This window comes from Gammaproteobacteria bacterium (genome assembly GCA_036381015.1).
Classification (GTDB): domain Bacteria; phylum Pseudomonadota; class Gammaproteobacteria; order Steroidobacterales; family Rariloculaceae; genus ZC4RG20.
Map to the genome: position 1 here is coordinate 38,672 of DASVDR010000045.1, position 11,938 is coordinate 50,609.

Here is an 11,938-nt window from a genome sequence, read left to right on the forward strand (position 1 = left end):
GGCGTTGATCGCAGTTCTCGAGGCTCGGCGCCCCGTTCGAAGAACGCCCGCCATATCGGTCTTCGAGTAGCCCCCCGCGGTTCCTGCCCTGGCCACGGCATGGAACTTGCTCCGAAAGGTCCTTTTCCGCATCGCAGCTCTCGACAATGGCGAGACGCTATCGGCTGGTCGTCATCGGCACCGGAAGCGCGGCGACGACCGTTGCCGCGCGCGTTCGCGAGATCGGTTGGAGCGTCGCGATCGTCGACTTCCGGCCGTTCGCCGGGACGTGCGCGCTCCGCGGCTGCGACCCGAAGAAGCTGCTCGTCGGCGCTGCGGAGGCGGTGGACGTCGCGCGGAGGATGAGTGCGCGCGGAGTGCGGGGCGAGCTTCGGATCGACTGGCCGGCGTTGATCGCGTTCGAGCGCCGGGAGATCGAGACCGTACCCGCGCAGCGTGAGCGCCGCTATCGGGAAGCCGGCATCGACGCATTTCGCGGCCGGGCGCGCTTCACCGCACGCAACGTCGTCGACGTCGACGGCACGGTGCTCGAAGCCGAGCACGTCGTGATCGCGAGCGGAGCGGAGCCTGCGAGGCTCGGCATCCCCGGCGAAGAGCATCTGATCACGAACGAGGAGTTTTTCGCGCTCCGTCGGTTGCCGCCGAGGATCGTGCTCGTCGGCGGAGGCTACATCGCGGCCGAGTTCTCGCACGTCGCGGCGATCGCCGGCGCGAAGGTCACGATCGTGCACCGAGGCGAGCGGATGCTGAAGACGTTCGACCCCGATCTCGTCGACTGGCTGATGGAGAAGTTCGATCGGCTCGGAATCGAGGTGCGAACGAAGGCCGAGGTCACGGCCATCGAGAGCCTGCCGGGCGGCGGGTTCCGCGTGCATGTCGAAGAAGGTGGGGGCGGACACGTGGACGCGGATCTCGTGGTTCACGCGGCAGGGCGCGTGCCGGCGCTCGGGGAGCTGCATCCCGAGCGGGCCGGGGTGTCGGTGAGGAACGGCCGCCTCGAGCTCAACGAATATCTTCAAAGCACGTCGAACCCGACGGTGTATGCCGCCGGCGACGCCGCGCAGAAGGGGCCGCCGCTGACGCCCGTGTCGAGCCGCGACGGCGAGGTCGTGGCCGAGAACCTGGTTCACGGCAATCGCACGCGCGTCGACTATTCCGGCATTCCGAGCGTGGCGTTCACGGTCCCCCCGATTGCGGCCGTCGGCCTCGGTGAAGAGGAGGCGCGCAAGCAAGGCCGCACCTGCCGAGCTCGAAGCGCCCGTGCGTCGGAGTGGTACACGGCGCGCCAGGCCGGCGAGCCGGTCTACGGCTTCAAGGTGCTGATCGATAGCGATACCGACTGCATTCTCGGCGCGCACCTCGTCGGACCGCACGCCGACGAGCTGATCAACGTGTTCGCCCTCGCCATTCGCAACGGGCTCACCGCCGCCCAGCTGCGTGCGACGATGTTCGGCTATCCCACCGCGGCATCCGATATCGCGCACATGCTCTGAGCTTTCGCCGCTCGCGAAAGCGAAATCTCTCTCCAAATTGTGCGATCGAGGACGGGGCGCGCCGGCTCCGTCGCTCCCATTTGCGTTCCGTCTCGGGACGGTACCTTTTTTGCAGGGGACGTGATTGCTCGCCGGTGCAACTCGGCTCGGAGCGAGGAGGCGACGGGGAGGGCCGCCGGCGCACGCGAGATAGATCAGTGACGGTCTGGGAGGTTTCGATGCGCGGCCTGCAGCTTCTGCTCGTGCCGGTCATCGGCGCCCTGTCGGCATGCTCCACGTCGGAGGTACTCGTCGCGCATGCCGTCGACCTGGTGCCGGCGCGCCACACGATTCCCGAAGAGGAGCTCCTCGACGTGGGCGTCGCGGTCTTCGATCCTGGTGTCCCCGAAGGCCGAATCTCGAAGGACGTGCTCGAGGAGCTGCTCGAAGAGGGCACGTTCGTGAACATTCGCCGCACCGAAGCCGTGCACATGGCGGTGCAATTACGCGACACTCTGCAACGGAGCGGCCACTGGGGCTCGGTGTGGGTCACGCCGAAGCCCTCCACGGCGGCCGACTTGAACGTCACCGCGCGCATACTTCAATCCGACGGCGACGTGGTTCAGGTCGAGGTCAAAGCGGTGGATGCCGCGGGGCGCGTGTGGATCGACCGACCGTACGAGCTCGAGACGGCGAGCGGCGTGTACAACCGCCAGCGATTCCCGAACCTTGATCCCTATCAGGACTTGTTCAATTCCATCGCGAACGATCTCGCCGCTGCGCGCGCGCGGCTCGGCGACGGAACGGCGCGCGAGATCCGGACGATTTCGGCGCTGCGGTACGCCGCGGATCTGGTCCCCGGACAGTTCGGCCGCTACGTCGCTTCGAGCGACGACGGAACCTACGAGCTGCGACGACTCCCGGCGGTCGGCGACCCGATGTTCGTGCGCACGCAACAAGCGCGGCAGCGAGAGCGCTTTTTCCTCGAAACGTTGAACGGTCACTATGACGGATTCGCGCAACAGGTGACGCCCTCGTACGACGGTTGGCGCGAGTACGCGCGGGAAGAGGCGATCGCAGTACGCGAATCGCTGCGCGGCGCCCGATGGCGCAAGGCGCTCGGCCTCACGATGATGGCCATGTCCATCGCTTCGATCATGAACGGCGGCGGGGATATGAACAGCTTCTCGCATCGCGCCGTGCGCGACGGGCTGATGATGATGAGCACGGGCATGCTGGACATGAGCGCCATGCGCCTGCAGGAGAGCCGCATCCATGCGGAGGCGCTCGAGGAGCTCTCGTCGAGCTTCGACGACGACGTCGCGCCGATGGTCGTGGCGATCGGCGGCGTCGTGCATCGTCTGACGGGCACCGCCGAAGCGCAGTACGCCGAGTGGCGGACGCTGCTGCGGCGGCTTTTCCGGAGCGAGGCCGGCTTCGGGCCCGAGGACGTCGAGATCTATACGGAGGCCGAAACGCCGGTCGAGCCCGAAGACCCGGCGCCGGCCCTTCCCGGAGCCGACGGGGCGGCCGTTCCCTGGGCCGAGCCGACGGCGGAGGCCGAGGCCCAGCCCGTCGCGACGCCTGCTCGGCATTGACCTTCCAATCATAGGAAGGCTCATCCTTAGCCGGCGCGGCCTGGCGGGCCCTCGCCTGGAGGCTGCACATGTCGGCGTCGCACCGGCGGCGCCGGCTTGCTAGAGTGCGGTCTGGATCCCGCGGACACGAACCGATGACGGCGCTGGAGCACCTCCGAAAGCGCAAACGCATCGCGTCAGGCTTGCTGACGCCGCTGCTCGCGCTCGCGTGGCTCGGCGCTTCGGCCACGCCCTGCGTGGGCATGGGCATCGGCAAGGCGCGCGCGGCCGCGGAATCGCCGGCGGCGAGGGCCCGCGACGACGACCACGCCGACGGAGGCTTCGGCGGCAGCCGACACGCGCACTCGCAATTCGCCAGTGCGCTTTCGCAGCCCGCGCCGACGGCCGAGGAGCGCCATCGGACGTCGGCAAGCCATGCCGGCCATGCCGGGCACATGCCCCCCGCAAGACCCGCTCACGACGAGACGGGGCACGATCACGGCCACTGCCCGCACTGCCCGCCGTCGCCGGCCCCGGCTGACGACACGCACGTCGCATGTGCCACCTCTCTGCAAACGGCCGACCTCATGGGCGGCGAGCCCGGCCAGATCGATCTACAGCACCTGATTCCGATCGCGATCGCCGCGGCCCCGTCGCCCGCACCGCCGGGCGTCGTTCGTTGCCGGGAAGCCTTCCGCGACGGAGGACCGGCGCCGCCGGTCCCGCTCAACGTCCGCTACTGCGTCTTCCTGAATTGAATCGACTTCCCTGAGCTCGCGGCCCGGGCGGCCGCGCCGGCATGCCGCCGGCGAGGAATCCGGGCCGAGCCGCTCGCGCGTCACGCCGCCCGCCTCGAACCGGCTCGCGGCGATCGATCCCGCGCTCTCAGCGATTTCTGCTCGACCGCATAAAACCGCGGCCGAGCCCCATGGGGACGCAAGACGATGCCCGCCAAAACCGACTCATTCTCGAGTCTCGTCGAGCGCGCCGTAGACATGCGGCGGCGGCGATTTCTCGAAGGCCTTGCCGCGGGCGGCGTGCTCGCCGGCACCGGCCTGGTCCTTCCGTTGTCGGCCCTGACACGTTCCGCGCTCGCGGCGCCGCTCGCCGGAAGCTCGATCGAGCTGACGGTGGATCGGCATCCCGTGAACTTCACCGGGCAGCCGGGCACCGCCGTGCTCGTGAACGGCTCGCTGCCGGCCCCGCTGCTGCGATGGCGCGAAGGCGACACGGTATCGATTCGGGTGCACAACCGGCTTCCGGAGCCGACCTCGATCCATTGGCACGGCATCGTGCTGCCGGCGAACATGGACGGCGTCCCGGGATTGAGCTTTCGCGGCATCGCCCCGGGCGAGTCGTACGTCTATCGGTTCCAGGTCCGGCAGAGCGGGACATACTGGTACCACAGCCACTCGGGCTTTCAGGAGCAGGTGGGGCTTTACGGCCCGATCGTCATCGATCCTTTGGAGCCGGAGCCCTTCCGCTACGATCGCGAGCACGTCGTGATGCTTTCCGACTGGACCGACCGCGATCCGCTCGACCTCTACAAGCTCCTGAAGAAGCAGTCCCATTACTTCAACTTCAACCGCCCTACGCTCGGCGACTTCGTGGCGGACGCCAGGGAAGGAGGCTTCGGCGCGGCGCTTCGCGAGCGGCTCGCCTGGGGGCGGATGCGGATGTCGCCGGCGGATCTCGCCGATGTGGGCGGCTACGGCTATACGTTTCTCGTGAACGGCCGACCTCCGGCGGGCAACTGGACCGGGACGTTCCGGCCGGGCGAACGCGTGCGGCTGCGCTTCATCAACGGCTCGGCCATGACGTACTTCGACGTGCGAATCCCGGGGCTGCCGATGACGGTCGTCGCCGCGGACGGGCAGAACGTGCATCCCGTGACGGTCGACGAGTTCCGGATCGGCGTCGCCGAGACGCTCGACGTGATCGTCGAGCCGCGGGGCGCGGACGCGTTCACGATCTTTGCGCAGTCGATGGACCGCGCGGGCTATGCGCGCGGCACGCTGGCCGTGCGCGAAGGCCTCGACGCGCCGGTGCCCGCGCTCGACGAGGTCGTGTACCTGACGATGGCGGACATGGGCCACGCCGGCCACGCCGCGCATTCGACCGACGCAGGCGCCGACGGCGGCCACGCCGGCCATGCCGGGACCTCGGGCGCGCCGACCGCGACCCCGAGTGCGCACACCGGTCACTCGGGAACCGCGGGCGCGCACGGCGACCACGAAGAGACCGCCGCCGCGCAGAGCGGTGCGCCCGGTGCGCACGAGGGGCACGCCGCGTCGGCAAATGCAGTGCCGCCGCTCGATGCGAGCACGGCCGCGGCTGCGTCCGTTCAGCGCCATCCGGCCAGCGAGAGCGGCAACCCCGGTGTCGACATGCAAACGACGTCGCCCGCGCCGCGCCTCGACGATCCGGGCGTCGGCTTGCGCGGCAACGGCCGGCGCGTGCTGACGTACGCCGACTTGCGGACGCTGCAAGCGGATCCGGACGGACGCGATCCCGGCCGAACGATCGAGCTGCACCTGACCGGGCACATGGGGCGCTACATGTGGTCGTTCGACGGCGTACCGTTCTCGCGCGCGGAGGAGGTGCCGCTTCGTTACGGCGAGCGCCTGCGCATCGTGCTCGTCAACGACACGATGATGGAGCACCCGATTCATCTTCACGGCATGTGGAGCGACCTCGAGGACGAGGAGGGCGCCTTTCACTTGCGCAAGCACACGGTCAGCATGCCGCCGGGCACGAGGCGCTCGTATCGGGTCACGGCCGACGCGCTCGGACGCTGGGCGTACCACTGCCATCTGCTGTATCACATGGAGGCCGGCATGTTCCGCGTCGTGCGCGTGGACGTGTAGGAGGAGTCACGATGAAATCCGCCGACACGATCTTGCGCCGCGCGAAGCAAGGCCGCGGCAGGCAAGAAGAGACCGGCGAGCGCCGCGGAGCTTTCGTCGCCGCGGTCGCGGTCGGGGTCGCCGCGGTGGCGGCGCCGCTCGCGGCCACCGCTCAACACGTTCACGGCGCCGGCGATCAGCCGCACGGCACGCCGCCGTCGAGCACGCGCTACCCTCCCGCGACGTCCGCGGACCTCGAGGCCGCGTTCCCCGATCTCGGGCCGATCGAGCCGGACATGATGCTCGAGGAGCCCTTCAATACCTTCGTTCTGCTCGATCAGCTCGAGGTGCGGGACGCGGACGACGGCGAGATCGGAAGCTTCGAGCTTTCGGCGTGGGCCGGGCGCAGCCTGCGCCGCCTTTGGATTCGAAGCGAAGGGCAGCGGCGGTCCGGCGACACCGAGCATGCGGAGCTCGAGCTGCTCTGGGGACGAGCGTTCGCGCCCTGGTGGGACGTCGTGGCCGGCGTTCGCCGCGATTTCGAGCCCGGACCCGGCGAGAATTGGATGGCATTCGGTGTGCAGGGCCTCGCGCCGTATCGATTCGAGCTCGAGGCCACGGCGTATCTCGGCGAAGGCGGGCGCACGGCGGCACGAGTCGAGGCGCAGCACGAGCTGCTGATCACGAATCGGCTCGTGCTCCAGCCGCTTCTCGAGCTGAACTGGTACGGCGACGACGATTCGTCCCGGGGAATCGGCTCGGGGCTCGCGAGCGCCGAGGCCGGCCTGCGGCTGCGCTACGAGTTTCGGCGCGAGATCGCGCCGTACGTCGGGCTCATGAGAGAGAAGAAGCTCGGAGACACCGCCGACCTCGCGCGCGCGGCCGGCGAAGACCCGAGCGAGACTCGATTCGTGGCCGGCATTCGCCTGTGGTTTTGATCGGAGACCGACTTCACGCTCGCTCTCCCTGCGCTCGCGCACGGGCATTACTCGATCGAATGGAGAGTGGTGGATCATCCTCGCGGGCGTGCTCGTGGCCACGGCCGCGATGACGGCGCTGTTTTCACCGGAGTGACCGCAGCACGAGGCGGGCTCGGGCAGAGGCTTCAGTTCGTGCTCGACGCTCCGTCGGTGTTGAACATGTCCCGGATCATCCGCCAGCTGCCGTCGGACTGCCGGCGGTAGATGCGCAGGAAGTTGCCCGTGGTCGTACGGGACGGCCCGCCGGCCTTCGGCGTGGCCACGACCGTGAACGTGCCGCGTTGGTACGCCCAATCGCCCGCGACTTCCGTTTCGGCCGGCCTCCAGGTCTCGTCGATGTCGAATTGCTCGAAGAGGCGCGCGTTCGCCGCGTCGTTCGCCGCCTTGCCGACGATCGGCGGTCGGTTCGGCGGCAGCATGATGTGGTCCTCGGTGGTGAGCGCGCTCAGAGCGGCGCTGTCGCCGGCGTTGATCGCCGCGAGATAGCGGGCATTGAAGTCGGCGATCGCCGCGAGATCGGCATCGGACGGCGGCGAGGAGCCGCCGTTCCCGCCGCAGGCCGCCGCGAGGACAGCGACGGCGGACGCCGCCGCGAGCTTCCCGGCCCTTTTCACGCCGGCGCTACCACGGTGCGATAGTGCCGTCGTGGTTGAAGAAACGGCCGCTGTCCTCGAGGGTTGCCTTCTCGATCGTCTCGATCATGCCGCGCACGCTCACATCCGTCTCGATCATGCCGGGATAGCCCTCGAGGTACGATTGGCGCTCGGTCAGCACGGGACCGGGGTTCAGCATGACGACGGTGACGCCGTCGTCCTTTTCCTCGCGTGCGACGAGCTGCATCGCGCGGTTCAGCGCGGCCTTGCTCGCCCGGTAGAAGATTGCGCCCGAGCCCGCGAGAGGCTCGGTCAGCGAGCCGTTCGTGGAGCTGATCGCGACGATCTTGCGCTGCTCGCTCGCCTTCACGTGCTCGATGAACGCCTCCGAGACCATCAGCGGCCCTTTGACGTTCACGGCCAGGATCGTGTCCAACAGCGGGAAGTAGAGGTTGCCGAACGTCTGATTGCTCCAGTCGCCGGGGCAGTCCTCGGAATCGCAGGCGCTGCGGTCGTTGTATACGCCGGCATTGTTTAGCAGCACGTCGATCGGCACATCGGCGAGCTTCTCGGCGAGCGCGGCGATCTGGTCCGGCTTCGTGACGTCCAAGCGCTCGACCCGAACGTTGTCGTACTTCGATTGAAGCTCGGCGAGCGTGTCCGGTATCGACGACCGGCGATGCGTGGCGATGACGGTCCACCCTTTTGCCGCATACTGCTTCGCGAACTCGAGGCCGATGCCGGAATTCGAGCCGGTGATCAGCACCGTCTCAGCGAACGAGCCCGGCGCGCACAGGATCGCGCCGGCGGCCAGGACCGACACGGCAAAAGCTTTCGGCATCCTCACGGTCATTCGATTTTCTCCCCGGCCTGGTGTGTTTCCGCGAAAGCGAATTCTAAAGTCTAACCCGAGCGGATTCAGCCCGACGGGTCGCCGTTCGACGCCGGCTCCCGGAGAAGCACGCGCTGGCACGTATCTTGCCGCGAAGCGGCAGGTCCGAGTCGAAGCTCCGCCCATGCTCGAAACCCTGAGCGGCGCCGTGCCGGTGCCCTATTGGCTACTCGCGCTTCACCTGCTGATCACGCTCGTTCTGATCGCCGTCGTGTGGTCGCTGAAGCATCGCCGCGACCCGCATTACCGCATCGAGAGCGATGCGCCGATCGCGGAAATGATGCCGTCGATCGTCGGGCTCACGCACGGCCAGATCGTTCCCGGCAACGCGGTCGACTTCGTCGAGAACGGCGCTTTCTTCGACGCGCTGCTGCGCGACATCGCGGCCGCAGAGCGGTCGATTCACTTCGAGACGTTTTTGTGGAAGGCGGGGGAGATCGAGCGGCGCCTGGTCGAAGCGCTCGCCGCCCGGAGCCGAGCCGGCGTGCGCGTGCGTGTGCTCGTCGACGCGAACGGCGGCAAGGGCATGAGCGAGGAGGCGGAGCGCGTCCTGCGCACTTCGGGGTGCACTGTGGCGCGATATCACCCCGGCGGGCTGCGCTCGCTAGGCCGCCTGAACAGCCGCGACCACCGCAAGCTCGCGGTGCTGGATGGGCGGCTCGCGTACGTCGGCGGACACTGCGTCGTCGACAGCTGGCTCGGCGATGCCGAGGACGCCGAGCATTTCCGCGACATCTCGGCGCGCCTTCGCGGGCCCGTCGTGCACGCGCTCCAGTCCGCGTTCAGCGAGACCTGGGTGGTGACGACCGGCGAGCTTTTCGCCGGCGAGGATGTTTTTCCGACGCTCGAGCCGGAAGGCGACACGCCCGTGCATGTGGCGAGGCTCAGACTGTCGGGTACGGCGTCGAGCGTGAAGATTCTGCATCATCTCGCGATCTGCTGTGCCCAGGAGCGGATCACGATCCAGAACCCGTACTTCCTTCCGGATTCCGACGGCATCGACCTGCTCGCCCACGCCGTCCAGCGCGGTGTGCAGGTGCGCGTGATGACGCCGTCGAGCGGCGCGTCCGACTTGGCGATCGTGCAGCACGCCGCCCACTCGAACTACGCGAAGCTGCTCTCGGCAGGCGTGCGGCTTTACGAGTACCGGAAGACGCTGCTGCACCAGAAGGTCATGGTCGTCGACGGCCGGTGGTGCGCTTTCGGCTCGAGCAACTTCGACGACCGCTCCTTCGAGATCAACGAGGAGATCGTGCTCGGCTTCGACGATCCGAGGATCGCCGAGCGGCTCGAGCAGATCTTCGAGCGCGATGCGAAGGATTGCGTCGAGCTCACGACCGACTCGTGGTCGAGGCGCAGCATCGGCCATCGGCTGCTGGACGGGACGTCGTACCTGCTGAAGGAGCAGCTATGACGGCAGCGCGGCGGCCGGCCGCTCGCCGGCCGCCCTAGCTTTGAATCCGTTTCGCTTCGGCCGCCGCCTTGTTCCGTGAACGGAATCGGTGCGCGGCTTCGGCCGCAAGCTCAGTCGGCTCTCAGGAGCGCTCCTCGATCAGCTCGAGGGCCCTTTGCAACAGCTGCGGGTCCGCGTTGACGGCTTGCACGACCATGTTGTACTTCTCGGGCGTCCAGCCGCGTTCCGCGATCTTATCGAAGCTTTCTTGCTGCATGCGGACTTGAACGTCCTGCGCTTCCTGTTCCGTCTCGACGGCGGCAAGCTCCTCTTCGAACTTATTGAGCGTCGCCTCGAGGTCGACGTAGATGTCGGCGAAGGTCTCGAGATCCTCGTCGGACACGGCTGCTCCCTCCGGGGGTGTGTCCGGCGCCGGCTGCTCGGCCGGCGGTGCCGGCTGCTGCGGCGGCGGCGCCGGTTCCTGGCCGACCGCGATCGAGGTCAGTGCGAGGGCCGCCCCGGCCGCCAACGGCATCACTAGTCGTCTCATCGGAACCTCCTGATTTGGAACGAGCAACGGGCTCTGCAAGTCGCGTGCCACGCGCTCGCGGCGCCCGAGCGCGATCAGGAGCCTTCGGGGCAAATGCCTTCCTCGCCGACCGCGGCCGTCTCCGGAAACGGGGCCCCGCCGCCGGGTCCGGTCAGGCTCACGCTCGTCGACAACGTGAATCGCGCGTCTCCTTCGCCGAACGCCGCCTCGGCGAACATCGCCTTGTAGCCGCCGATCGGAGCGGCGTCCTCGAAGACGAAGACGCCGTCCTCGGCCGGCTCCGCGGGCCGCGACGAAAACCGCTCCTCGCGGAAGTCGGTGTCCTCGGAAGCCGCCGTCCAAACGCTGACGGCGGCGGGAACGGGGTCGCCCGTGACGCAGACGCGAAGGCCGTCCGACCCGTTCTCGAACTCCCACTCGAGCCGCGGCAGCGGCTCGTCCGCTTCGCCGTTGCGATGCATCGCGTCGAGCGCCGGGATCAGCCGCGCGAGATCCTCGATGTCGTGGCCGTCGTTCGGGAGGTAGAGCACCCGTTTAGGCTCCGGCAGGCCGTTCCAGTAGAGATTCAGCGAGTCGATCGGGAAATAGGCGTCGTTCGTCGCGATGACGACGAGCTTCGGCTGCGTGAGCTGGCGGCGATAGCTGTAGGGGTCGACGATGCGTCGCAGCGCGCCTCCCTGGTCCGTGCCGAGCACGTCATCGAGCCCTCGGCTCGTATAAGGAGCGATCTCTTGCGACAACGCGCCCCAGATCGCCTCCTGGTGAGGCAGGTGGGCCTCGAAGTTCAAGACGTCGATGACGATCGGCACGAGCGTCGCCGCGCGCGGCTCGACCGCGCCCGTGAGCCAGGTCGTCCAGCCGCGCTTCGAGCCGCCCAGCACCGTGAAGCGCTCGATGCCGAGGTTCCACTCGGTCGACGTGAAAGCCTGCACGGCGTCCATCGCGCGAACGGCCGACTTCACCATCGGCAGCAACAAGGGCCACTCCGCGTCGCCGGTTTCGAGAAATTCCTGAAACGTGTGCGCGATCAGATCGTCCTCGCGCAATCCGAACATCGGCTGGAACGGCACCTGGGCGAGAACGGCGACCACCGTGCCGAGCTCCTGGGCAATCCCGATGAAGAGCGGCGCCTCCTCGGGGAGCTCCGCAGCCGTGTTCGTGTCGTAGCTTTCGCGCCAGCGGCCGCCGCCGATGACGAGCATGCCCTGGCGAATTCCGGGATCGATGTCGTCGGGCCTGATGAGATAGAGCTGGTGCTTCCACAACACGTCGCGCCAGGTTTGCGAGTGCAAACGAAGCTCGACGACCTCGGCGCCCGGCGCCTGGTAGCGCGCTTGCACATGCCAGCTGAAGGTCGGGTCGGGCGCCTCGACGTAATCCCGGAGCGCGGTCTCGGGCGGGCTGTCCGGCTCCGCATGCACGCCGCCGGCGAGTAGACCGAGCAGTGCCAGAGCCGCGGTATTTCTGTTCATGAGCGAATCAGTGCAAGCGGCATGCCATCCACGTGCATTCGGTGCCGGACATGCGTACGGTGCCCGACATGCGTTCGGTGCATTCGGTACCGGACACGCATTGCAAGGGCATTCGAGCGCGGTCGCGGCATGACCGGCGCGTCCGCGAGCGAGGCACCGGTCG

10 protein-coding genes are annotated in these 11,938 nt (G+C 68.2%); 6 read left to right on the forward strand and 4 right to left on the reverse strand.

All coding sequences use genetic code 11. From position 1 onward, the window contains the following. Positions 1-146: 146 nt before the first annotated feature. The 5 genes from VF329_14805 (at position 147) to VF329_14825 (ending at position 6,833) form a co-directional block, all read left to right on the forward strand. Positions 147-1,493: an NAD(P)/FAD-dependent oxidoreductase gene (locus VF329_14805; protein HEX7082275.1), complete on the forward strand. Its 1,347-nt coding sequence runs from the start codon at positions 147-149 to the stop codon at positions 1,491-1,493. 197 nt (positions 1,494-1,690) lie between these two features. Continuing rightward, complete coding sequence (locus tag VF329_14810) at positions 1,691-3,070, forward strand: hypothetical protein (protein HEX7082276.1); 1,380 nt, start codon at positions 1,691-1,693, stop codon at positions 3,068-3,070. A gap of 134 nt (positions 3,071-3,204) precedes the next feature. Beyond that, a complete protein-coding gene (locus VF329_14815) occupies positions 3,205-3,807 on the forward strand; it encodes a hypothetical protein (GenBank protein ID HEX7082277.1) in 603 nt (200 codons plus the stop codon). Between the two features lie 186 nt (positions 3,808-3,993). Further along, entirely contained in the window at positions 3,994-5,916 is a 1,923-nt protein-coding gene (locus tag VF329_14820; protein HEX7082278.1) for a copper resistance system multicopper oxidase, read from the forward strand. Positions 5,917-5,927: 11 nt separating this feature from the next. Next, complete coding sequence (locus tag VF329_14825; GenBank protein HEX7082279.1) at positions 5,928-6,833, forward strand: copper resistance protein B; 906 nt, start codon at positions 5,928-5,930, stop codon at positions 6,831-6,833. A 167-nt stretch (positions 6,834-7,000) separates the two neighbouring features. Here VF329_14825 and VF329_14830 read toward each other — a convergent pair whose 3' ends face one another. Beyond that, a complete protein-coding gene (locus VF329_14830; GenBank protein HEX7082280.1) occupies positions 7,001-7,489 on the reverse strand; it encodes a DUF4440 domain-containing protein in 489 nt (162 codons plus the stop codon). A 7-nt stretch (positions 7,490-7,496) separates the two neighbouring features. Continuing rightward, the gene (locus VF329_14835; GenBank protein HEX7082281.1) at positions 7,497-8,321 is read right to left on the reverse strand and encodes an SDR family oxidoreductase; all 825 of its coding nucleotides are present in this window, start codon (positions 8,319-8,321) and stop codon (positions 7,497-7,499) included. A 163-nt stretch (positions 8,322-8,484) separates the two neighbouring features. Between VF329_14835 and VF329_14840 the strand changes: the two genes are divergently transcribed. Continuing rightward, complete coding sequence (locus VF329_14840) at positions 8,485-9,774, forward strand: phospholipase D-like domain-containing protein (GenBank protein HEX7082282.1); 1,290 nt, start codon at positions 8,485-8,487, stop codon at positions 9,772-9,774. A gap of 121 nt (positions 9,775-9,895) precedes the next feature. Here VF329_14840 and VF329_14845 read toward each other — a convergent pair whose 3' ends face one another. Together VF329_14845 and VF329_14850 are read right to left on the reverse strand one after the other, a co-directional pair. Beyond that, the gene (locus VF329_14845; GenBank protein ID HEX7082283.1) at positions 9,896-10,396 is read right to left on the reverse strand and encodes a DUF4168 domain-containing protein; all 501 of its coding nucleotides are present in this window, start codon (positions 10,394-10,396) and stop codon (positions 9,896-9,898) included. Further along, on the reverse strand, positions 10,378-11,775 hold the full coding sequence (locus tag VF329_14850) for a PhoPQ-activated protein PqaA family protein (protein HEX7082284.1): 1,398 nt from the start codon (positions 11,773-11,775) through the stop codon (positions 10,378-10,380). The genes VF329_14845 and VF329_14850 overlap by 19 nt, the downstream gene beginning before the upstream one ends. Between the last annotated feature and the right edge of the window lie 163 nt (positions 11,776-11,938).

Excerpts from the sequence above, each read along its gene's own strand:
- VF329_14805 (HEX7082275.1), top strand. The coding sequence starts at position 147 with ATGGCGAGACGCTATCGGCTGGTCGTCATCGGCACCGGAAGCGCGGCG.
- VF329_14835 (HEX7082281.1), bottom strand. The coding sequence starts at position 8,321 with ATGACCGTGAGGATGCCGAAAGCTTTTGCCGTGTCGGTCCTGGCCGCC.
- VF329_14850 (HEX7082284.1), bottom strand. The coding sequence starts at position 11,775 with ATGAACAGAAATACCGCGGCTCTGGCACTGCTCGGTCTACTCGCCGGC.
- VF329_14815 (HEX7082277.1), top strand. The coding sequence starts at position 3,205 with ATGACGGCGCTGGAGCACCTCCGAAAGCGCAAACGCATCGCGTCAGGC.
- VF329_14840 (HEX7082282.1), top strand. The coding sequence starts at position 8,485 with ATGCTCGAAACCCTGAGCGGCGCCGTGCCGGTGCCCTATTGGCTACTC.
- VF329_14825 (HEX7082279.1), top strand. The coding sequence starts at position 5,928 with ATGAAATCCGCCGACACGATCTTGCGCCGCGCGAAGCAAGGCCGCGGC.
- VF329_14820 (HEX7082278.1), top strand. The coding sequence starts at position 3,994 with ATGCCCGCCAAAACCGACTCATTCTCGAGTCTCGTCGAGCGCGCCGTA.